Source organism: Chryseobacterium ginsenosidimutans (assembly GCF_039536845.1).
Lineage (GTDB): Bacteria > Bacteroidota > Bacteroidia > Flavobacteriales > Weeksellaceae > Chryseobacterium > Chryseobacterium ginsenosidimutans_B.
In genome coordinates, this window is sequence record NZ_BAAAZJ010000009.1 from 209,840 (window position 1) to 231,081 (window position 21,242).

General features: G+C 33.9%; 19 protein-coding genes and 3 tRNA genes. 9 read left to right on the plus strand and 13 right to left on the minus strand.

Annotated elements, in window-relative coordinates:
- Positions 1-180: 180 nt before the first annotated feature.
- The 3 genes from ABD745_RS10995 to ABD745_RS11005 all read right to left on the minus strand — a co-directional run bounded on the left by ABD745_RS10995 (position 181) and on the right by ABD745_RS11005 (position 515).
- Positions 181-253, minus strand: a tRNA-Lys gene (locus ABD745_RS10995).
- 71 nt (positions 254-324) lie between these two features.
- Positions 325-407: transfer RNA gene (locus ABD745_RS11000), tRNA-Leu, on the minus strand.
- Positions 408-442: 35 nt separating this feature from the next.
- A tRNA-Lys gene (locus tag ABD745_RS11005) sits at positions 443-515 on the minus strand.
- A 114-nt stretch (positions 516-629) separates the two neighbouring features.
- Between ABD745_RS11005 and ABD745_RS11010 the strand changes: the two genes are divergently transcribed.
- A complete protein-coding gene (locus tag ABD745_RS11010) occupies positions 630-1,145 on the plus strand; it encodes a shikimate kinase (protein WP_344829268.1) in 516 nt (171 codons plus the stop codon).
- Positions 1,146-1,160: 15 nt separating this feature from the next.
- Here the strand turns inward: ABD745_RS11010 and ABD745_RS11015 are convergent, their stop codons facing one another.
- On the minus strand, positions 1,161-1,604 hold the full coding sequence (locus ABD745_RS11015) for an RNA-binding S4 domain-containing protein (RefSeq protein WP_344829270.1): 444 nt from the start codon (positions 1,602-1,604) through the stop codon (positions 1,161-1,163).
- 54 nt (positions 1,605-1,658) lie between these two features.
- Here ABD745_RS11015 and ABD745_RS11020 point away from each other — a divergent pair, with 54 nt between their 5' ends.
- Positions 1,659-2,414 carry a hypothetical protein gene (locus ABD745_RS11020; protein WP_344829272.1) on the plus strand — a complete coding sequence of 252 codons (756 nt, stop codon included), beginning with the start codon at positions 1,659-1,661 and terminating at the stop codon, positions 2,412-2,414.
- Positions 2,415-2,459: 45 nt separating this feature from the next.
- Here ABD745_RS11020 and ABD745_RS11025 read toward each other — a convergent pair whose 3' ends face one another.
- The 3 genes from ABD745_RS11025 to ABD745_RS11035 form a co-directional block, all read right to left on the minus strand.
- Positions 2,460-3,977, minus strand: a complete 1,518-nt coding sequence (locus ABD745_RS11025) for an FMN-binding glutamate synthase family protein (RefSeq protein WP_344829274.1) — start codon at positions 3,975-3,977, stop codon at positions 2,460-2,462.
- Positions 3,978-4,030: 53 nt separating this feature from the next.
- On the minus strand, positions 4,031-5,377 hold the full coding sequence (mtaB, locus tag ABD745_RS11030) for a tRNA (N(6)-L-threonylcarbamoyladenosine(37)-C(2))-methylthiotransferase MtaB (protein WP_344829280.1): 1,347 nt from the start codon (positions 5,375-5,377) through the stop codon (positions 4,031-4,033).
- A gap of 65 nt (positions 5,378-5,442) precedes the next feature.
- Positions 5,443-6,033: a DUF1572 family protein gene (locus ABD745_RS11035; RefSeq protein ID WP_344829286.1), complete on the minus strand. Its 591-nt coding sequence runs from the start codon at positions 6,031-6,033 to the stop codon at positions 5,443-5,445.
- Between the two features lie 82 nt (positions 6,034-6,115).
- Here ABD745_RS11035 and ABD745_RS11040 point away from each other — a divergent pair, with 82 nt between their 5' ends.
- Positions 6,116-6,451 carry a nuclear transport factor 2 family protein gene (locus tag ABD745_RS11040; RefSeq protein WP_344829290.1) on the plus strand — a complete coding sequence of 112 codons (336 nt, stop codon included), beginning with the start codon at positions 6,116-6,118 and terminating at the stop codon, positions 6,449-6,451.
- Positions 6,452-6,496: 45 nt separating this feature from the next.
- On the opposite strand, the gene ABD745_RS11045 is transcribed toward ABD745_RS11040, so the two are convergent.
- Together ABD745_RS11045 and ABD745_RS11050 are read right to left on the minus strand one after the other, a co-directional pair.
- Positions 6,497-8,590, minus strand: coding sequence for a T9SS type B sorting domain-containing protein (locus ABD745_RS11045; protein WP_344829296.1), 2,094 nt, complete (start codon positions 8,588-8,590; stop codon positions 6,497-6,499).
- A gap of 134 nt (positions 8,591-8,724) precedes the next feature.
- Complete coding sequence (locus ABD745_RS11050) at positions 8,725-9,522, minus strand: hypothetical protein (protein WP_344829302.1); 798 nt, start codon at positions 9,520-9,522, stop codon at positions 8,725-8,727.
- A 204-nt stretch (positions 9,523-9,726) separates the two neighbouring features.
- Between ABD745_RS11050 and glgP the strand changes: the two genes are divergently transcribed.
- Entirely contained in the window at positions 9,727-11,391 is a 1,665-nt protein-coding gene (gene glgP / locus ABD745_RS11055) for an alpha-glucan family phosphorylase (RefSeq protein WP_344829307.1), read from the plus strand.
- A gap of 156 nt (positions 11,392-11,547) precedes the next feature.
- Here glgP and ABD745_RS11060 read toward each other — a convergent pair whose 3' ends face one another.
- Together ABD745_RS11060 and ABD745_RS11065 are read right to left on the minus strand one after the other, a co-directional pair.
- Complete coding sequence (locus tag ABD745_RS11060; RefSeq protein WP_344829315.1) at positions 11,548-11,733, minus strand: DUF6496 domain-containing protein; 186 nt, start codon at positions 11,731-11,733, stop codon at positions 11,548-11,550.
- A 12-nt stretch (positions 11,734-11,745) separates the two neighbouring features.
- Entirely contained in the window at positions 11,746-12,219 is a 474-nt protein-coding gene (locus tag ABD745_RS11065; RefSeq protein WP_344829323.1) for a hypothetical protein, read from the minus strand.
- Between the two features lie 120 nt (positions 12,220-12,339).
- On the opposite strand from ABD745_RS11065, the gene ABD745_RS11070 reads away from it, so the two are divergent.
- Complete coding sequence (locus tag ABD745_RS11070) at positions 12,340-14,469, plus strand: S9 family peptidase (RefSeq protein ID WP_344829333.1); 2,130 nt, start codon at positions 12,340-12,342, stop codon at positions 14,467-14,469.
- Between the two features lie 69 nt (positions 14,470-14,538).
- On the opposite strand, the gene ABD745_RS11075 is transcribed toward ABD745_RS11070, so the two are convergent.
- Together ABD745_RS11075 and ABD745_RS11080 are read right to left on the minus strand one after the other, a co-directional pair.
- Positions 14,539-14,820, minus strand: coding sequence for a type II toxin-antitoxin system RelE/ParE family toxin (locus ABD745_RS11075; RefSeq protein WP_344829350.1), 282 nt, complete (start codon positions 14,818-14,820; stop codon positions 14,539-14,541).
- Positions 14,820-15,074 carry a DUF2281 domain-containing protein gene (locus tag ABD745_RS11080; RefSeq protein ID WP_344829359.1) on the minus strand — a complete coding sequence of 85 codons (255 nt, stop codon included), beginning with the start codon at positions 15,072-15,074 and terminating at the stop codon, positions 14,820-14,822. Before ABD745_RS11080 ends, ABD745_RS11075 begins: the two co-directional genes overlap by 1 nt.
- Before the next feature lie 87 nt (positions 15,075-15,161).
- Here ABD745_RS11080 and ABD745_RS11085 point away from each other — a divergent pair, with 87 nt between their 5' ends.
- From ABD745_RS11085 to ABD745_RS11100, 4 genes are all read left to right on the plus strand, one after another.
- Positions 15,162-16,871, plus strand: a complete 1,710-nt coding sequence (locus ABD745_RS11085) for a peptide MFS transporter (RefSeq protein ID WP_344829371.1) — start codon at positions 15,162-15,164, stop codon at positions 16,869-16,871.
- A gap of 134 nt (positions 16,872-17,005) precedes the next feature.
- Positions 17,006-18,892, plus strand: a complete 1,887-nt coding sequence (locus ABD745_RS11090; protein ID WP_344829380.1) for a peptide MFS transporter — start codon at positions 17,006-17,008, stop codon at positions 18,890-18,892.
- A gap of 138 nt (positions 18,893-19,030) precedes the next feature.
- Positions 19,031-20,542 (plus strand): peptide MFS transporter, encoded by a 1,512-nt coding sequence (locus ABD745_RS11095; RefSeq protein ID WP_344829389.1) that lies wholly within the window; start codon positions 19,031-19,033, stop codon positions 20,540-20,542.
- Positions 20,543-20,580: 38 nt separating this feature from the next.
- The gene (locus ABD745_RS11100; protein WP_344829398.1) at positions 20,581-21,114 is read left to right on the plus strand and encodes a thioredoxin family protein; all 534 of its coding nucleotides are present in this window, start codon (positions 20,581-20,583) and stop codon (positions 21,112-21,114) included.
- Positions 21,115-21,242: the final 128 nt, after the last annotated feature.

Consider the following 21,242-nt stretch of genomic DNA (forward strand, 5'->3'; position numbering starts at 1 on the left):
AGTCACTTATCATCGAAATATCTGAAAATATAGATAGTCGTTTTTTAAGAGCTGCAAAGATACAATATTTTTTGTTTTTGCAAAATTTATTTTTAAAAATCAAAGGCTTCTTGCGGAAGCCTTTGAAACACCAAATCACAAAATATTAATATGAAAAAAATTTACTTTTCAGTAAACTTGTGACCCGGCTGGGATTCGAACCCAGGACCCATACATTAAAAGTGTATTGCTCTACCAGCTGAGCTACCGAGTCGGTCACAATCGTATGATAAATATAGTACTAAATCTAATAAATCATACCAATTATTTCAATTTTCTGCAGTGTGCCTGCGACTGGATTCGAACCAGCACATCCTTAGGAAACCACCCCCTCAAGATGGCGTGTCTACCAATTTCACCACGCAGGCAATAAAATTACAAAATGTGGTAATTTTTTTGCTTGTGACCCGGCTGGGATTCGAACCCAGGACCCATACATTAAAAGTGTATTGCTCTACCAGCTGAGCTACCGAGTCGGTCACTTTATTAACGATTAATACTGTAATAGTATCCCTCATTTTTAGTGGTGCAAAGATATGAGTTTTTTCTTTATCTCAAAACTTTTTCGCAAATTTGTTTAAAAAAAATTCATGATAATTTCATTGGTCGGATACATGGGAAGTGGCAAATCTCACATTTCCAAAATATTAAGCGAGAAAATAAATTTTAAATTAATTGACCTCGATAAAGAGATTTCTAAAAGAAAAAAGCTGACAATCCCTGAAATCTTCGAGAAAAAGGGAGAAATCTACTTTAGAAAGCTGGAAAGAGAAACTTTGGAAGAACTTCTGGCAACACAAGAAAACTTGGTTTTGAGTCTTGGTGGGGGAACTCCCGTTTACTATAATAATATGGAAATCATCAACCATAATTCAAAAAGTATTTTTTTGAGAGCATCAATTGCCACTTTGTCTGAAAGAATTTCAAAACAAAAAGAAAAAAGACCTTTGATTGCGAATATTTCCGAAGAGGACCTGCCTGAGTTTATTGCAAAACATCTATTCGAAAGAAATGAATTTTACAGTAAAGCACAATTTATTGTAAGTACCGATGCGAAAGAACCTGAAAAAATTGTTGAAGAAATAATAGAAAAGCTCTATCTCTAGAGCTTTTATTTAAAATTAATTTTCACTTCCCGAATCACCACCTGTTTCACCAAAGAAATCATCCCAATCTGTAAAATCTGCTGCCACATCATTTTCATTTTCTACATAATCATCCATTTCTCTTCGGTCTTTCTTGGTTGGTCTACCCTCACCTTTAATTCTGTAATAATCCTGTGATGCTTTCCTCATTTTGAGGATTTCATACTGTTCTTTATCTGTCACATCTTTTATGTGAAGCGAAACAAGTTTAGCCCCCATTCTGCTTTTAGGAATCTGAATCACTTTAATTTTATAATCAATCTGATTTTTACGGATCTTAATCACATCTCCTTCTTTTACCTCTTTAGAAGACTTCACAACCGACTCACCGATAGAAACTCTATTCTTTTTAATCTCCTCAGTAGCAATGGTTCTTGTCTTATAAAAACGAATACTCCATAAAAATTTATCTATTCTCATAATTTTTTATACTTTTGTCGTTATATTATTTGTAAAGTAATTAAAGTTTTTGAAATGAAAAAAATATTTTTATATATCCTTGCGGGATCTTTATGTTTTTCTGCTTGTAAAAAGGATGACGATGATGTGGCAACTTTTGTAGAGCCAGATGACATAGCAGTTAGAAATTCTTATGATGATCAGGCAATTCAAAAGTTTATGAATGAAAATTACCTGGATACTCAAGGAAATATAAAAGCATTCAGTTCAACAGATGCTACTGATGATAATTACAAAAAATTATCTGAACTTAATCCTGTAAAACTTCCTTCGGGGGTTGTTTATATTGTAAGAGACGGAGCACAACCTTCCCCCGGAGTTACAATTGACCCATTTGCGACTGATCTTAGTGCAAAAACCCAGATCAGAACAATGATAAGAGCAAACTATTATCTTGCAACCAATACAGATGGAAATATAGCTTTTTCACTTGCAGGAAGTCTTGTTAACACTATTAATGGCGGAGGCTCTCCTTTGACAGACCCTCTCTTTTATTATGTGAAAAAAAGCATTTTGGATGCAGACACTTCAAAACCAAGAAGTTACTATGAGATTGAAGGACTTCAAGAAGGATTGACATATTTCAAAGGATTTACAAATATGGCAGATGGAGATCCCTATAATTTACAAGGAGTGATTATTGTACCATCCAGAGCAGCCTTCGCAAGAGATGCACACTACAACTATAATAATTATTCATTGAAGAATATTTCTTTTATATTTAATTTTCAAATCTATAAAGCAAATGCAAGACCGCTTATTGATCAATAAATAAAAAAGCGCTTCAAAATTGAAGCGCTTTTTTATTTATTTAAATTAAGATCTTGCTTTCTGTTTTACATTACCCAAAATATCAGGAAAATAAAGGTCTGCCAAATGATCAAATTCATCACCCCTCATAAACATGGTAGCATCAACTTCTTCGTAAGAGCTTCTTCCGGCTGCTGCAATTAATTCGTTGCAAGTATGCAGGGTATTTTTATGAAAATGATATACTCTTTCTGCTTTATCTGTAACATCCAGTCCTTTAATTAACATTTTATCTTGTGTTGCAACTCCAGTAGGGCACTTATTATTGTTACATCTCAACGCCTGAATGCAACCCAAAGAAAACATAAATCCTCTAGCATTATTACACATATCTGCACCCATCGCAACTGCTCGCAGAATATCCAAACTTGTAAGAACTTTTCCGCTGGCAATGACTCTCAATTTTCCTCTTAAATTATAATTATTAAGCGTTCTGTTCACAAAAATCAGAGCCGGTTCCAAAGGCATTCCTACTCCATCTGAAAATTCCGGTGGTGCTGCTCCGGTTCCTCCTTCTGCTCCGTCGATTGTGATAAAATCAGGGTAAATTTTTAATACATTCATCTGAACACAGATATCTTCAAACTCTTTGGTATCACCAATACAAAGCTTAAACCCAACAGGTTTCCCTCCTGAAAGTTCTCTCAATTGCTGAACAAATCTCAACAATCCCGCTGCATTAGAAAAAGCTGAATGTGATGGAGGAGAAATGATCGTCATTCCCGGGGTGACGTGACGGATTTTTGCAATTTCAGGGGTATTTTTTACGCCCGGTAAAACTCCACCGTGACCGGGTTTTGCACCTTGAGATAATTTAATTTCAATCATCTTTACATTCGGAAGATTGGAGTATTTTGTAAACAATTCAGGATTAAATTTTCCTTCGTCATCCCTACATCCAAAATATCCTGTTCCGATCTGCCAGCAAAGATCTCCTCCTTCCAAATGATGGGGAGAAATCCCTCCTTCGCCCGTATTATGATAAAAATTTCCTTTTTTTGCGCCTCTGTTCAAAGAAATCTGAGCTCTGTCACTCAACGCCCCGAAACTCATCGCCGAAATATTAAATAATGAAGCATGATAAGGCTGGGAACACTGCTCACCTCCTACCCAAACTCTCGGCAGTTCTTCTGAGGGAGATTTAGCGTAAATAGAATGCTTAATTCCTTCATATTTTCTATGATTAACTTCTAATTGAGTTCCAAAAGGAACTGTATCACTCAGATTTTTGGCACGTCTGTACACTGCAGAACGCTGATTTCTAGGGAAAGGTTTCCCATCTGTTTCTCTTTCGATAAAATATTGCTGCATTTCGGGCGAAATACTTTCAAAAAAGTACCGGAAATACCCGACAACAGGAAAGTTCCTTAAAATAGCATGTTTTGACTGATAAGCGTTGTAAACCCCTAATGCATAGAAGGCTGACAAAAGAATCGGAATCCAGTAGTCTGCTTTGATCAGCAATGCCACAACCCAAGCGACAATTACCAACACAATTCCCCAAGATAAAAACTTATCTCTCATAGAATGTAATATTTAAAAGTTAAAATAAATTTAGTAGAAATTTTGCAAAGAGCCTATGCTTTTGCTAAAAAACTTTCGTAGGATGACTGCACAGAAACCGTGCCATCTGACAGGATTTTTTCTAAATTTAAGAATTCGATCTGGTTTACAGATGCTTGGTCAAAATCTTTTTGTACTCTCACATAATTTTCTGTGAAGCCATACATTTTGCCTTCTTTATTTTCGTGCTCCCAAAGAACAGGAAGTGTTTTCCCCAATTGAGTTTGATAAAATGCCATTTTCTTCTTTTCAGAAAGAATTCTAAGCATTTTGTTGCGTTTTTTTCTTTCAGGGATCGGAACAACGCCTTCCATTCCTACAGCTTCCGTATTTTCTCTTTCAGAATATGTGAAAACGTGTAAATAAGTAATAGGAAGATCATTCAGGAAATTATAGGTTTCCATGAATCTTTCTTCAGTTTCTCCCGGAAAACCAACGATTACGTCAACACCGATAGCCGCATCAGGCATTACTTCACGGATTTTATTGACTCTGTCATTGTATAATTTCGTTAAATAACGACGTTTCATTTTTTTCAATAAATCATCGCTTCCCGACTGCAACGGAATATGAAAATGTGGGACAAAACTTTTACTTTTAGAAACCAATTCAATGCTTTCGTCTTTCAAAAGATTAGGTTCAATCGAAGAAATACGGATTCTTTCGATTCCTTCAACCTGATCAAGCTCTGAAATTAAGTCTAAAAAAGTATGTTCGTGTCTTTTATTTCCGAATTCGCCCTTTCCGTAATCACCGATATTTACACCAGTTAAAACAATTTCTTTGATGTCTCTTCCGGCAATTTCTTTGGCGTTTTTGATAACATTTTCGATGGTATCGGAACGGGAAATCCCCCTTGCTAAAGGAATCGTACAGTACGTACATTTATAATCACACCCATCCTGAACTTTCAGAAAAGCTCTGGTTCTGTCACCAATTGAGTAACTTCCGATAAAGAAATCGGTCTCTTCAATTTCACAAGAATGAACAATACCTTCACTGTCAGATTTCTCCAAGTCATCAAGATAACTTAAAATATTGAACTTTTCTTTGGCTCCAAGAACCAAATCAACACCTTCAATCTGTGAAATTTCTTCAGGTTTCAGCTGTGCGTAACATCCGACAATCACCACCAAACCTTCCGGATTGGCTTTCATGGCTCTTTTTACGTGAAGTTTACATTCACGGTCGGCGTTTTCTGTTACTGAACATGTATTAATGACATAAATATTTGCCTTTTCGTCAAAACTCACCTTATCATAACCTGCATCTGTCAATTGACGGGCAATAGTAGATGTTTCCGCAAAATTTAATTTGCAGCCAAGGGTGTGAAATGCGGCTGTTCTCTGAAAAGTTGACATTATTTACTCCTAAATTTTAGGGTGCAAAGATAGTAATTTTAATATTATTTCTAAATTGATTGAATCTATTGATTATATTCATCTCTTACTTCCGGGCTATTTTGAAAACAAACAGGCGAAGAATTTGAATTAAAATCGTTTTCTGAAAGTTTGTTTTTCATTTCATTATTAAACTCCTGAGATTTATTTCTTGCAATAGAAAGTGTTTTCCAATCGCCATCTTTTATCATTTTTGCAATGTATACAATTTGTCCGATATGATAAGGATAATGAGCCATCTGACGGAAAACAGCATCTATAACCAATTGCGGCTCACTTCTTATATACAGCGTAGAATATAAATTATCGTCATTAATTTGGTTTAAAGCATTTAAAAAACATTTCCAGCCCTCTTCCCAAAAATCTAAAATCTCTTTTTTAGTTTTAAAATTATTTAGAAATTCTCCATCGCGGTTTCGCCAGCTTTTTTCGCCGTCTTCCGTTAAAAAATTTGTCCATCTCGAAAGCATATTTCCAGCAATATGTTTTACGATAATGGCTATGGAATTACTTTCTTCATTAAACTGCCAGAAAAGCTGCTCTTCGGAAAGCTGCTCAAATGTTTTATCACCAAGAGATTTGTAATATTCAAAACGTTTTATAAATAGCTCTTTCATGACATTTAAAATAAAAACCAAGTTAATAATTTTCGCGTATATGATATAAATGAAAATTATGATTTGTAAAGTCAGTCATTTTATGAAAGATTTAAATTCCTTGAATCCTGTACATCTGGAAAAATGGTTTACTGATGAAAGCATAATCTGGATTCCGCCTTCGAAAGAAATTTCGGGTAAAAACAGAATTCTGGCTTTGTTCAGGGCAATTTTCAGACGTTATGAAAATATAGAATGGCATGTTTCTGATATTTTTGCTTTAGGTAATGAGAAATATTTTTATCAAACCAATTCTTTGGGAAATATATCAGGAAAAGGAACATATGAAAACGAAATCTGTACAATTATCCAGTTTTCAGAAAGCGGAAAAATAGTATATCTTTCTGATTATTTTAAAGATACAAAAGTATTCAACTAAAAAACCATCTCTTTCAAGATGGTTTTATGTTTATCAAAATTATTTTTAGTCTCTGTTTTTCACCATTACCCATCCTGAATATTTGAATAAAGTATTCTTTTTATCATTCTCGTTCCATGTTACGGAATACCAGTAAGTACCTGTTGCGACTTTTTTTCCTGCAATGGTTCCGTCCCATTTGTAATTATTAGATTTATCTGCCTGGAAAATTTTTGTTCCATATCTGTCAAAAATATTGAATACTAAATTTTGTTTACTTCCCAATGCAGAATAATCTATAACATCATTAATTCCATCTCCGTTTGGCGTAATTACATTCACCAAATTAGGAACAACAATCGTAATATCAATTGGATCGCAATCGTAAGAATCTTTCACAAAAACATGACTGTCACCACGAGGAACATTGCTAAAGGCATTAGAATCCTGCCAGTTTATTCCGTCCATAGAATATTTATATGGTGCAGTTCCGCCTGTTACATTAACGGTAACTGTATTATTGGCAATATCAACACTTGAAATAACCGGCTGTTCAGAAGCATAAACTTTTACGGCTTGTTTTGTTACACATTCTCCTGTCTTGAGTTTAACCCAATAGGTACCAACTCCTACATTATTAATTGTCTGAGTTGTTGCTCCGGTACTCCATTCATAACTTGTAAATCCGGGACCGGCATCCAATGTTGTCTTATCTTCCATACAGATTATTTTATCTTCCAGAATATTCGAATATACCGGAGAAAGCACGATTAAAGTTACTTTCGCTATAGCAAAACAGCCGTTTCCGTTTATTACTTTTATGAAAACTACACCGTTTGGCGCGATATAAGCTGTTGGGGTAAGAATTTCATTTGTTCCATTCTCTGCATCTGCTAAAGACGGATAATATTTTTTAGTCCCCGTTTGGCTTGTAACCAGAGCAAGTGTAAGGTCGAATGACGCTGTTGAGGGTTTTGATTCAATAAAACATGATCTTAAAGTTGCATCATTTACAACAACTACAGGATAAAATTTAAGAGAAATTTCCGCAATGGCTACACATCCGTATTGGGAAGTAATTTTCACATAAACTATGCCTTCTGCAGATACAAAAGCGGCAGGATTGGTAATTTCATTAATGCCGGCATTAAGATCACCAATTGAATTATAATATTTTTTAACAGCAGTAGGATCAGCAAATACTGCTGCAGAGGTAAGATCGAATGTTCCAATTCCGGCATTGTTATTATTACAACTGTAAAGAATAACATTAGTTCCGGAAATATTTCCATATTTAAATTTAAAAGTTCCAACCTGTCTACAAGAATTTATAGGATTGGCAGGATTTGCAGGATCTTCGTAATGTATGCTATAATAGTAAGTAGAAGTTGTATTGACAGTCTGCGGTGCCAAAATAGGGTTTGCTCCGGAAAGGGCATCATTTTGAGAAGTATGATAACTTATCACGAAATTGACATTCCCGTTCAAAATACCTGCAGACAAAGTATTAAAATTAAAAATCATTGGATTTTCGCATACGACAATTTCCCTTGGATCTGCAGGATTTGCAGCAGGAACTCCCGGTGCTGTAAACGGCTGAGTCTGTATATTAGGATTCGTAAATGGTGAAGCCAAAGTAGCTGTTCCTCCCCACGTTAAAGAAAATGGAGCCATTGTAGGATTAAATACATCAACCCAATTATCTATATACAAATAATACGTCTGCCCCGGTAAAACATCCAAATATTTACAGTAAGGTGTAAGAGAACCACCTGGCGCGCTTATAATAGTGCTCGTCATATTTAATCCGGTCGCTGCACCAACACCAACAACAGTGGCTGCATTACATCGTATTGCCGCTCCTAAAGTTCCGCAGGTAACATTCGGGCCGTAAACTGCCCAATCATAATCTGCATCCGGATCACTCGGGGTGAGATCAAAAGTTAGTGTTCCGCCTGTAGCAATAGTAATTTTATACCAAATCGAATTATGTTCACCCGATATCAGACAGCCTCCTAAATTTTCATTAACGGCACCGATTCCCGAAGGAGAGTAGGTAATATTAGAATTTCCACAAACCGTCAATGCAGTAGAACAATCTGCCTGGGAGAAAACGGAGTGTGATACAAGTAATAAGAAAAGCAGTAAATATTTTTTCATATCCTTTCATTTTGGTTATTAATTCAGTGATGTAACTACGTGTATATCAAATGTAAACATTTTGCATGAAAAATAACTTATTTAAGAAAGAATAATTCAACAAAAAAGGAAAAATAATAAGGTTTTAATACAGATTATTTAATACTCGTAATATTTCCGCAAAGATTCTCTAAATGAAAAATTTTATGAAACGGGCTTTTCACTTCATTTAAATGCTCTTTATCCTGAATAAAAGTATATCTGGAAGCAATAGAATTCATGTCTGAAACAATCACCAGCCAACATTCATCAACGGTATTATCATAATAAGGAAATTTCTCGTTTTTCTTTTCGATTAATTCTAAAATTTTCTCCGAACAAAGCTCATCAAACAAGTTCATGTTATATTCGTGAGTAATGAAAACATTTCTGCGATGAGAAGATTTTCTGACACTTTTCACACATCCTGCAGGTTTTCCCCTTTTGATGCTTTTATAGATATTCAGAATAATTTCTTCATGACTTTCCAAAGTATCCAGTTTAATATTCGGGTAGAATTCTAAAAAATAAACACCACGATATTTCGTAGTGTCTTCTTGTTCCAATAATATTTCAGTCTGACGGAAAATTTTGTTTAAATTACTTTCAACCTTTTTCATTTCCAGATGGTTAATTACTTCGGTTAATTCGATTCCGATCTTTTTGTCGTTGAATTTTGCGATAAAGTCTGGACTTTCGCAGGTAAGATTTTCAAATTGAACTTCCGGAAAATGGTGCATAAAAGAATTGAGTAGTAAAATCTCGGCCTTCTTCTTATATTTTTCACGGTCGTGAAGAGGAGATTCATCTATTTTACGATGATATTTCTCTATCGGCTTTTTTTTCAAATGTCGATTCAGATAATATAAGCTTAGATTTTTAATTAAATCTTCATCAGAAAATACCTTTTTCATGTGACAATTTTTATTATCGTTATGGTACACATAAAACCTATGATTTTACATCATGAAAGTTTTGATTTTCAAAATTTTACATATTAAAGGTAAACAAAAAAATTGCTCGAAATTTATTTTTAATGTTAATTTATAAAATAATTAATCTAGAGTTTATTTTCATAATCGATACCTTTGACGCTTCATTATAAAAACTGTTGATGTATGGATTTTAAAAATTTTAAAATACCCTTTAGTGTAAATCCACAATATTCTAAAAAAGTAGCCTATTTCTCAATGGAATTTGCCATTGAACAGGTTTTAAAAATATATTCGGGAGGACTTGGATTTTTGGCAGGATCTCATATGAGAAGCGCTTATAATCTTAAACAGGATCTTATCGGAATCGGAATTCTCTGGAAATTCGGTTATTATGATCAGGCAAGAAATCACGACCAGACTTTACAGCCAACCTGGACAAGAAAAATGTACAGTTTTCTTGAAGATACGGGAGTAAAATTTCAGATTGAAATTCACAGTGCTCCGGTTTGGGTAAAAGTATATTATCTTGATCCCGAAATTTTCCATACAGCTCCGATGTTTTTCCTTTCAACGGATGTTCCTGAAAATGATCATGTTTCAAAAACGATTTCTCATAAACTCTATGATGCCAACGAATCTACAAAACTGGCACAGTATATTTTACTGGGAAAAGGCGGTGCAAAATTATTGGATGAATTAAATATCGAAAGAGATATTTATCACCTGAATGAAGCTCACGGACTGCCTGCCGCTTTTCATTTGCTGAAAAAATATAATGGAGATCTAAATCGAGTTAAAGAAAAACTGGTTTTCACAACCCATACTCCTGAAGAAGCCGGAAATGAAAAACATAATTTAAGACTTTGCTATGATATGTCTTATTTTTCAGGCTTTAGTATGGAAGATGTGAAAAGTATTGAAGGTACAGATGAAGACCGTTTCAACCACTCGCTTTGTGCTTTAAAAATGGCAAGAGTTGCGAATGGAGTTTCCCAACTTCACGGCGTCGTTTCACGAGCAATGTGGAGCAAATATCCGGGAATTTGCGAAATTACTTCTATTACCAACGCTCAGGAATTTAAATATTGGTCGGATAAACCACTTTACAACGCAAAGGATGAAAATGACGAAACCGTTTTCGATTACCGTAAAAAACATTTAAAGAAAAGACTTTTCAAAATCGTAGCAGATCAAACAGGAAATTTATTTAATCCTAATATCTTCACCATTGTCTGGGCAAGAAGATTTGCAGGTTACAAACGAGCAGACTTACTTTTACACGACAAAGACAGATTTTACAAATTATTAAATCATCCGAAATATCCTGTACAAATTATTTGGGCGGGAAAACCTTATCCGATGGATTATTCTGCGATCTCAACGTTCAATTCTTTGGTTGAAGAAAGCAAAAATCATAAAAATATGGCGGTTCTTACAGGTTATGAATTGTCATTAAGTAAATCTTTAAAACAAGGTTCAGATCTTTGGCTGAACAATCCAAGGGTTCCGAGAGAAGCTTCCGGAACTTCCGGAATGACGGCTGCAATGAACGGTTCTGTAAACCTTTCAACCGACGACGGATGGATTCCTGAATTTGCAAAACACGGCGAAAATTCTTTCGTTGTTCCAAAAGCAGATTATCACAATATGAGTGTTTATGAGCAGGATAATTATGATTTAAACAAATTATACGAAATCCTTGAAAATGAAATCCTTCCTGCTTATTATGACAACCCGAATAAATGGAGAAAAGTTCAGTATAACTCGATGAATGATGTGAAAGACCAGTTCAACAGTGATAGAATGGCTGATGAATATTATAAGGTGCTTTATAATTATAATGGATAATTTAATATTTATAAATACTTCGACAGGCTCAGCATGACACCGCTACAAATTCACTTAAAAAGTTAGTATTAGAGATGTCATGCTGAGCCTGTCGAAGCATCTTTTTAAAACAATAAAATCGGTTTGAAACATATTCATACCGATTTTATTTTTGTATTAATCCTTTTTTCTTTTAGGTACTTTTAGACCGGCTTCTTTAGCTTCGGAAATACCGATGGCAACTGCCTGTTTTCTGCTTTTCACTTTTTCTCCGGACGAAGATTTCAACTTCCCTTCCTTGAATTCGTGCATTACTTTTCCTACTTTGTCCTGAGCTTTTTCTGAATATTTTGTCTTGCTCATAATACTGATATTTTAAGATTTGGGTAAAGAAACTCCTATTTCATAAACACTTGCATGCTTCAGATATTTCGACCGTTCTCTTGATGTCACCGATTCGAAATGATCATTTTTAATCACAATAATCGGGTCTTCTATATTTTCAATTTCAAAATTGGCAAAATATCTTTCTTCGGGACTTTTTTGTTGTTGATTAGATTTAATTTTCTGCAGTTCATCTGCATACTTTCGAAATCCTGGATCTGATGAATGAATAAATTTGTACTCATCACCTGCATCCACAAAAAAATGAAGCTTTTTTTCAATTAAATCTGCATCCTGGCAAATTTCAGGATTGTCATTTCCGTCTTTGAAGCCTACTTCCACCAAATTTCCTTCTTTTTTCCGAGCACATTCTTCGGCATCTTTAAAACTTGAAAATCCTGTATATACGATTTGATCGTCTAAAACATAACGATTCAGCTTTTGGTTAAAGGCATTCGTTTCCATAATTATTATTGATTTGATTATACTTTAATATATTCAATTCTTTTGCCAAAGACCTTAATTAAAATTGCTTTTTTCTGCATTTGATAAAATTGTTATATTTGGATTCTCTTAAAATTAGAAATGAAAAAATTCTTACTAACTCTAACTATTGCTGCTGCATTTCAAAGTTTGTCGGCACAGGAAATCACTTTAGACAAAATATATTCAGGATATTACCGTGGAAAAGGCATTGCCGGAATCACTTCCATGAAAAACGGTGAAAATTATTTGGTTATCGAACAGGGCGGAATCGCAAAATATTCTTACAAAACTTCTCAAAAAGAGGGAAACCTTGTAGACGGACAATTCCAGAGCTATGAATTTTCTGATGATGAGTCTAAAATCCTTTTGTTAAAGGAAAGTCAGCCAATTTACAGACATTCTTTCTTAGGAAAATATGATGTTAAAGACTTGAAATCAGGAAAAACAGTAAGCCTTAACGAAGGAAAAGCCGTTCAGGAACCAAGATTTTCGCCTGATGCTACAAAAATTTCTTTCATTGCTGATAACAATCTATTCTATCAGGATTTAAATTCAGGAAAAATTACACAAATCACTGAGCAAGGCGTTAAAAATAAAATATTAAACGGTCTTGCAGACTGGGTGTATGAAGAAGAATTCGGACATGCAAGATTGTATGAATGGACAAAAAATTCTGACGCGATTCTTTTCGTAAAATTAGACGAAACAGAAGTTCCGGAAATCTACATTCCAATTTATGGTAAAACGCTTTATCCAAGCGAGATGCGATATAAATATCCGAAAGCGGGAGAAAAAAACTCTGTGGCTTCAGCGTATATTTATCAATTAAGTGATGGTAAAAAAACGAAGGTTAATTTAGATAATTTCAAAAATTATTACATTCCAAACGTTATTCAGACTGCAAAACCTGACGAAATTGTTTTAATTACTTCCGACAGAATTCAAAATGCTTCTGATGTTTTAAAAGTAAACACAAAAACGGGAGCCGTTCAGAAATTATTTACAGAAACGGATGAAAAATGGATCGATACAGACAGCCCGACATTAGAATTTTTAGAGGATAATTCTTTCCTTTGGGGATCTGAAAGAGATGGAAACCGTCATCTGTATTGGTACGACAAAGATGGAAAGCTGAAAAAGCAAATCACAAAAGGGAACTGGGAAGTAACTGATTATTATGGGTTTAATCCTAAGTCTAAAGAAATTTACGTTCAGACTACAGAAAAAGGAAGCATCAATAAAGTGGTTTCTAAAATAAATATCGAAAATGGAAAATCTCAGCTGATTTCAAACGGAGAAGGAAATAATTCTGCAAATTTCAGCAAAAACTATAATTATTTCATCGAAACCTCATCTACCGCTGCAAAACCTTACACCTATGTTTTAAAAGACGGAAATGGTAAAGTGGTAAAAGAACTTCAGAATAATGACGCTCAACTTCAGAAATTAAAAGCTGATAATTTTACGGAAAAAGAATTCATCACAATTCCAAACGAAGCCGGAGATCAGATGAATGCTTGGATTATTAAGCCTAAAAATTTTGATAAAAACAAGAAATATCCACTGTTCATGTTCCAGTATTCAGGACCGGGCTCTCAGCAGGTTTCAAATTCTTGGGACAATGGAAACGGAATCTGGTTCGAAATGTTGGCACAAAAAGGGTACATCGTGGCTTGTGTTGACGGGCGTGGAACTGGTTACAAAGGTGCTAAATTCAAAAAAGTAACGTACATGAATTTAGGAAAATATGAAATTGAAGATCAGATTACCGCCGCAAAATGGTTCGGAAACCAATCTTATATCGATAAATCAAGAATCGGCATGTTTGGGTGGAGTTTCGGAGGTTACATGACAAGTTTGGCGATGACGAAAGGAGCTGATATTTTCAAAATGGGTGTCGCGGTTGCGCCTGTTACGAACTGGAGATATTATGATTCGGTTTATACTGAAAGATTCATGAGAACACCTCAGGAAAATGCCGATGGATATGATAAAAACTCACCAACTGAATATGCAAACCTGTTAAAAGGCAAATTCTTACTAATTCACGGAACTGCCGATGACAATGTACATTTCCAAAATTCTATGGAATTCTCAGAGGCTTTGATTCAAAACAAGAAACAGTTTGATTTCATGGCTTATCCTGATAAAAATCACGGAATTTACGGTGGACAAACAAGACCTCAATTATATCAGAAAATGACTGATTTTATTTTGGAGAATTTGTAATCTCAAATAAAATTTAAACATAAAAAATCCGAATCTTTTTTTAAGATTCGGATTTTTTTATCTAGTAAACTAGTAAAAATGAAAACTTCGGTTATCAATAATGGTTACAAGAAAAATTTTATCATTAACTTCCTGATAAATTAGAGAATTGTTTTCGTCAATAATACATTTTCTTAAATTCAGTATCTTAGATTTTGGACAAATCGCAACATGATTTTTAAGATTATCAATTAATTTATTAAAATGATTTTCAAATCTTTCGATTTCTTTTATTGTCCAGTTTTCAAACAAATAATCAATTACCTTTAAATAATTCTTTAAAGTTTCTTGAGACCAAATAATTTCCATCATTATTTCTTTGAAGCAATGTAATCTTTGATTTTCTTTTGAGCAGTTTCATGACTTAAAGTTTTGTCATTTTCTATGTCATCAACTCCTTTTTTTATTGATTCTCTTTGAGACTCAGATATTATTCCCGACCAATCATTTTCATTTGATCTGTTATATTTTGTCTTCAAAAAATCAATAAAATCATTCACCTCTTCATAAAAATTTTCAGGAAGTGTTTTTATATTATTCTCTAAGTCTTTCAATGTAATTTCCATTTTCCTCATCTTTATTTTATTCAAAGTTAGTAAAATTCGATTATTATTTTTAAAATTCTATATTTGTGAAATTTGAAATTTGAAAATATGAAGACTAAACATCCTAAAGGGTTGCCTTTCCTCTTCTTTACTGAAATGTGGGAACGTTTCGGGTACTATTTAATTCTCGGAATTTTTGTTTTGTACGTTATCGAACCTACCGGAATGAAAGGAGGTCTCGGACTTCCCGACAAAACTGCAGACGACATTTTCGGAACTTATATCGCTTTGACTTATTTGACACCTTTCATCGGAGGATTTTTAGCAGACAGGGTTTTAGGTTATATCAAATCCATTTATTTGGGAGGAATCTTAATGGCAGCCGGATATATCGGGATGGGAGTTTTCAAAGATCTCACTTTATTTTATTCTTCATTAGCATTAATTATCATCGGAAACGGTTTCTTTAAGCCAACAATTTCTACTTTATTAGGAAATCTGTATTCCGAGGAACCTTATAAAGCCAATAAAGATTCCGGTTACAATATTTTTTACATGGGAATCAATATCGGAGCGTTTATCTGTAATATTATTGCGGCGTTCATGCGAAATAAATTCGGTTGGGGTGAAGCCTTCATCACTGCCGGAGGTGGAATGCTGATCGGAATGATAATTTTTACAATTGGTAGAAAACACTACATCCATGCAGCTCAGATGAAGCCAGTACAGGAAGGCGATACGAAGCTTTCTGAGATTTTATTAAAAGTTTTTGTTCCTGCAATTATTTTTGGGATTATAGGTTGGTGCTATATACCTTATGGAGAACTGATTAATTTAGATAACCTTCTTAATATATTTACAAGCACTTCAAATATTTTCGGCAGTAACAATACAGATGCATTTATTTTCGCCTGTGTTCCTGTTATTTATTTTTACGCTTCACTTTATTTTAAAGCAAAACCGGAAGAAAAACCTTCAATCGGAGCTTTACTTTCCGTGTTTTTGATCAGTATGTTTTTCTGGGCAGTTTTTAAACAAAATGGAACAGCTTTAACGAGATGGGCAAATTATTACACCGACAGAAGTGTTCCCGCATCTTTAGAAAAACCATTGGAAGGAATTTATATGGTTGACGGAAAAGGATATGAAAACAAGGAAGTTTCTGTTTATGATAATCAATATCAGTCTCAAAAAGATAAGGACGGAAAACCTCTCAAAGAAACAGGAAAAGATATTTATTTTAAAAATATTTCGTCTGAACAACGGGCAGATTTAGAAAAAAATCCAGAGAAAAAAGTATACTTATATAACACAGAATTATTTCAATCGATCAATCCGTTTTGGGTAATTGCTCTAACACCGGTTATTGTAGGATTTTGGGCATTATTAAGAAGAAAAGGAAAAGAACCTTTGACACCTACAAAAATCGTCTTGGGACTTTTCATTTCAGGATTATCCTGTTTAGTAATGGTTTTAGCCGTTTGGGCTGGAGATAACGGTGCTGTTAAAGTTTCGCCCTGGTGGCTGGTTGCAAGTTATGGAGTTATCACAGTCGGGGAATTATGCCTATCACCGATGGGACTTTCTTTCGTTTCAAAACTTTCTCCTGCGAGAATTACGGCCTTAATGATGGGAGGATTTTTCCTTGCCAACTCTGTTGGAAACAAACTTTCAGGAATTTTAGCGAGTACGTGGTACAGTTATGATAATAAAATGAATTATTTTCTCGTGAATTTTGCTTTATTGATATTTGCAACACTTTTAGGACTTTCAATGTTAAAAAGATTAAATAAAATAATGAAAGAAAAAGGACATTAAACCTTAATTTTAATAAAGAATATCAAGCTGTAGAATCGTTCTGCAGCTTTTTTATTTAAATATAAAATTAAAACCTTGCCGAAAACACAAAAAAAACTATATTTGTCAGTCTTAACAAAAATTAACAAGTAAATATGGATACTGTTCAAAAGAAAGGTCACCCTAAAGGTCTATGGGTACTATTTGGTACAGAAATGTGGGAGCGTTTCAACTTCTATGGAATGAGAGCTATTCTTACATTATTTATGGTAAATGCTCTTCGTCTAGGAGAATCTAATGCATCTATCATTTATGGTGGTTTTTTAGCACTATGCTATTTAACCCCACTTTTAGGAGGATTTATAGCTGATAAATTCCTAGGAAACAGATATTGTATCCTTTTGGGAGGAACTTTAATGGCTATAGGACAGTTTTTACTTTTTTACAGCGCAACTATATTTGATGGTAGTTTAGAAACCTCAAAAATAGCATTTTGGCTAGGTCTATTAGTTATTATTTTCGGTAATGGATTCTTTAAACCTAACATTTCATCGATGGTAGGAAGTTTATATCCTGCTCAAGAAAAGTCTAAACTAGATTCTGCATTTACAATTTTCTACATGGGGATTAATATTGGAGCTTTATTAAGTCAATATTTTGTTCCAATAATTGCAGATGTTGTTGTAGATGGGCAAAGAGACATTTTTGTTTTTAAGTGGGGATATTTAGCTGCAGGTATTGCAATGGTTCTTGGAACATTAATATTCCTATTTTTAAAAGATAAATATGTTGTAACACCTGAAGGAAAGCCAATCGGAGCAGTACCTTCTAAAGCAAACAATTCTGAAGAAAATGGAGAAAAAGCAAAGTTTTCATCTTTATCATTGGGAATTGCGGTTGCTTTATTTGTTGTTTTATTCTTCGTATTTAGATATCTTCATGTAAGTGAAGTATTTTTCAGCAAATTTGAAATAGGAAGTTTAGTAAAAGGTATAATTTATCCAATTATATACGCTTCAGGTATTTCTTTAGCTATTCTTATTCTTATGGATAAAGCTCTTACAAAAATAGAAATTCAGAGAATATTAGTAATATATATTGTATCATTCTTTATTATATTTTTTTGGGCAGCATTCGAACAAGCTGGTTCATCTTTAACATTCATTGCTGATAACCAAACTGATAGAACATTCTTATTTGGATGGAAAATGCCAGCATCAATGGTACAGATTTTCAATGGATTATTTGTTGTTATTTTAGCAGTTCCTTTCAGTCTTCTTTGGGATAAATTAAGAGAAAAAGGGAAAGAACCAGTATCCCCACTTAAGCAGGCCATTGGATTAGCATTAATCGCTCTATCTTATTTTATTATTGCCTATAATGTAAAAGACTTGGGAAATAGTGGCTTATTGGCAATAAAATGGTTAGTATTATTATATTTCATTCAGACTTGTGGAGAGCTTTGTCTTTCGCCAATTGGTCTTTCATTAGTTGGGAAATTATCTCCAAAAAGATTTGCATCATTATTATACGGAGTATTCTTTATTTCTAACGCTGCCGGTTATGCTTTAGCAGGAACATTAGGCTCAATTTTACCAGCTACAGGAGATAAGTTTATGATTGCAGAAAAACAAGGCATTGATTTACAAGCTGTCTTAGATAAAAAACATAATGCTTCTCCAAAAGAACTATTTATTTTAGCACAATATGACCTTGCTAAAATAGACAAAGAAAAATTAGACAAAACGGAAATCAAGCTTAACGAAGCTATTGAAAGTAACAATAAAACAATTAACGAAATAAAAAAAGCAGATAAAAAAGCAGAAATAAAACCTGAACAGCTTTCTTATCCATCAGATTCCGACTTAGCTAAACTAAAATCTGAAAATATTATTACCGTAGAGTATAATTCGTTTGTAGGTTTTACAATCCACAACTTATTTGAATTCTTCATGGTATTTGTTGTTCTTTGTGGTATTGCTGCTGTAATTTTAGCGTTAATTTCACCAATCTTAAAGAAAATGATGCACGGTGTAAACTAATTCACATCAAATAAAATACAATTAAAACCTCTGTTAAGTCGGAGGTTTTTTTTATTTTCGTGTGTTCTTCCAATATGGCGTATTTTGTCATACTATTGCAAGAACTATAAAATTAACTAAAAATTATCATATACAATTATGAGCTTAACTTTAGATGAAATACAAAATTTCAAAGGAAAATATCCTAGACAGATCTGGAGCCTGTTTTTCTCTGAAATGTGGGAACGTTTTTGTTTCTACGGAATGAGAGGAATGTTGGTTTTCTTTATGATCTCCCAACTTAATTTCCATGAAAAGGAAGCTAACCTTCAATATGGTGCCACACAGGCTTTCGTGTATGCCTTTACTTTTATTGGCGGTCTATTTGCCGATAAAATCTTAGGCTTCAGAAAATCTCTTTTCTGGGGTGGACTTCTAATGATTGTCGGGAGTTTGATTCTGGCAACAGATCCTCACAAATTCTTTTTCTTAGGAATCGCATTTACCGTTGTAGGTACAGGTTTCTTTAAACCAAATATTTCATCAATGGTTGGTCAGCTCTACAAACCGAATGATTCAAGAGCTGATGCCGGTTTTTCATTATTTTATGCCGGAATCAATCTTGGAGCTTTACTTGGTGGGTATTTTTGTATCGCTATTGGAAAAGGAGAAATTTTGTCTACTGTAATTCCTGAAGCATTAAGATGGAATATTGCTTTCGGATTAGCAGCTATTGTAATGGTCATAAGCTTAATTAATTTTGTTTTCACACAAAAAAGTTTAGGAACAATCGGGCTTCAGCCAGGGCATCCATTAAATGAAGTAAAATCTGCACCAATTCCAAAATGGCAGGAATACGGGGTGTATGTTTTATCATTAATTTTCGTCCCTATCATCATGGTAATGGTTGCAAAAACCGAATACACAGACTATTTTATGTGGACAATCGGACCATTGACATTGATTTACTTATTTTACGAAATGACAAAAGTGACGCCTGCTGAACGTAAAAAACTTTGGGCGGCTTTAGTTTTCATATTATTCTCAATTCTATTTTGGGGAATTTATGAGCAAAGTGGAGGTTCATTAAGTATTTTTGCTGCTAAGAATTTAAATAAAGATCTTCTTGGATTGGATCCAAACGGTGTTAATAATTCCGGAGGTGCATTTTTCATTATTTTCCTTGCTCCGTTACTCGGATTGCTTTGGATTTGGTTGAATAAAAGAAAAATCGAACCGAATACGATTATCAAATTTGGTTTAGGATTTATTTTCCTGGGACTTGGATATTATGTTTTATTTGCGACAAAACTTTTTGCAAACCTGCAAGGTATCACCTCTTTAAATTTCTTTACAATTGCCTTATTGGTTATTACTTTAGGAGAACTTTGTCTCTCTCCTATCGGTTTATCCATCATGACAAAGCTTTCAACGAAAAATCTCCAGGGTATGATGATGGGAATGTGGTTTTTGGCTTCAGCTTACGGACAATATGTTGCCGGGATCATTGGAGCTGGTCTAGCGACGGCAAAAGAAGGCTCTACCAACTATGATGCTTTGATCACTTACACCGATGGATATAAACAATTGGGATTATATGCTGTAATTGCCGGAGTTGTATTAATTTTAATCTCTCCGTTTGTAAAAAAATTAATGCAGGAGGTAAAATAAAATAAGAAATTGCTTATTTTTACTTAAACCATCAAATCATGAAGAAAATTATAAGCATTATCTGTCTCTTTTTGTTGACTCTCAACTTTGCACAGATAAAATGGATGACGATTGAAGAAGCATTGAAAGCTCAGAAAGAGAATCCTAAAAAAATATTAATCGATTTTTATGCAGACTGGTGCGGTCCGTGTAAGATTATGGATAAGAAAACTTACGGACATCAGGTGATTGCTGATATTTTAAATGAAAATTATTATCCTGTAAAATTCAACGCTGAGGAAAAAAAATCTTTGGAAATTTTTGGAAGAACTTTTTCAAATCCTGATCAGGAAAAAAAGAAAGGAAAAAATTCCCTGCATGAGTTTACTCAATATATGAATGTAGGAGCTGTTCCGAGCACCGTTTTTCTGGATGAAAAAGGAGATCCTATTACTATTTTGCAGGGAGAATTATCTGCAAAAGAATTGGAACCTTACTTAGAATTTATTTCTAAAGATCTTTTTAAGAAAATTCGTTCACGAGAACAATGGGAAGATTATCAGAAAAAATTTAAATCTAAAATAAAAGATTAATCTGGAATTCAGGAGGCATGATTCGAGTTTTTCAATTTAATCTTAAAAAATATCAGGGAGACTTTCAATTTTTTTGGAAGTCTTTTTTATTTTCCCGAAATTCGGACTTTTATTTTTTCACCTACAAC

What these genes read in the sequence shown, in the direction of transcription:
- ABD745_RS11095 (WP_344829389.1), top strand. Translation starts at nt 19,031, where the DNA reads ATGAGCTTAACTTTAGATGAAATACAAAATTTCAAAGGAAAATATCCT.
- ABD745_RS11090 (WP_344829380.1), top strand. Translation starts at nt 17,006, where the DNA reads ATGGATACTGTTCAAAAGAAAGGTCACCCTAAAGGTCTATGGGTACTA.
- ABD745_RS11045 (WP_344829296.1), bottom strand. Translation starts at nt 8,590, where the DNA reads ATGAAAAAATATTTACTGCTTTTCTTATTACTTGTATCACACTCCGTT.
- ABD745_RS11065 (WP_344829323.1), bottom strand. Translation starts at nt 12,219, where the DNA reads ATGGAAACGAATGCCTTTAACCAAAAGCTGAATCGTTATGTTTTAGAC.
- ABD745_RS11085 (WP_344829371.1), top strand. Translation starts at nt 15,162, where the DNA reads ATGAAGACTAAACATCCTAAAGGGTTGCCTTTCCTCTTCTTTACTGAA.
- ABD745_RS11035 (WP_344829286.1), bottom strand. Translation starts at nt 6,033, where the DNA reads ATGAAAGAGCTATTTATAAAACGTTTTGAATATTACAAATCTCTTGGT.
- glgP (WP_344829307.1), top strand. Translation starts at nt 9,727, where the DNA reads ATGGATTTTAAAAATTTTAAAATACCCTTTAGTGTAAATCCACAATAT.
- ABD745_RS11080 (WP_344829359.1), bottom strand. Translation starts at nt 15,074, where the DNA reads ATGGAAATTACATTGAAAGACTTAGAGAATAATATAAAAACACTTCCT.
- ABD745_RS11040 (WP_344829290.1), top strand. Translation starts at nt 6,116, where the DNA reads ATGAAAGATTTAAATTCCTTGAATCCTGTACATCTGGAAAAATGGTTT.
- ABD745_RS11010 (WP_344829268.1), top strand. Translation starts at nt 630, where the DNA reads ATGATAATTTCATTGGTCGGATACATGGGAAGTGGCAAATCTCACATT.
- ABD745_RS11025 (WP_344829274.1), bottom strand. Translation starts at nt 3,977, where the DNA reads ATGAGAGATAAGTTTTTATCTTGGGGAATTGTGTTGGTAATTGTCGCT.
- ABD745_RS11060 (WP_344829315.1), bottom strand. Translation starts at nt 11,733, where the DNA reads ATGAGCAAGACAAAATATTCAGAAAAAGCTCAGGACAAAGTAGGAAAA.
- ABD745_RS11020 (WP_344829272.1), top strand. Translation starts at nt 1,659, where the DNA reads ATGAAAAAAATATTTTTATATATCCTTGCGGGATCTTTATGTTTTTCT.
- ABD745_RS11100 (WP_344829398.1), top strand. Translation starts at nt 20,581, where the DNA reads ATGAAGAAAATTATAAGCATTATCTGTCTCTTTTTGTTGACTCTCAAC.
- ABD745_RS11050 (WP_344829302.1), bottom strand. Translation starts at nt 9,522, where the DNA reads ATGAAAAAGGTATTTTCTGATGAAGATTTAATTAAAAATCTAAGCTTA.
- mtaB (WP_344829280.1), bottom strand. Translation starts at nt 5,377, where the DNA reads ATGTCAACTTTTCAGAGAACAGCCGCATTTCACACCCTTGGCTGCAAA.
- ABD745_RS11070 (WP_344829333.1), top strand. Translation starts at nt 12,340, where the DNA reads ATGAAAAAATTCTTACTAACTCTAACTATTGCTGCTGCATTTCAAAGT.
- ABD745_RS11075 (WP_344829350.1), bottom strand. Translation starts at nt 14,820, where the DNA reads ATGATGGAAATTATTTGGTCTCAAGAAACTTTAAAGAATTATTTAAAG.
- ABD745_RS11015 (WP_344829270.1), bottom strand. Translation starts at nt 1,604, where the DNA reads ATGAGAATAGATAAATTTTTATGGAGTATTCGTTTTTATAAGACAAGA.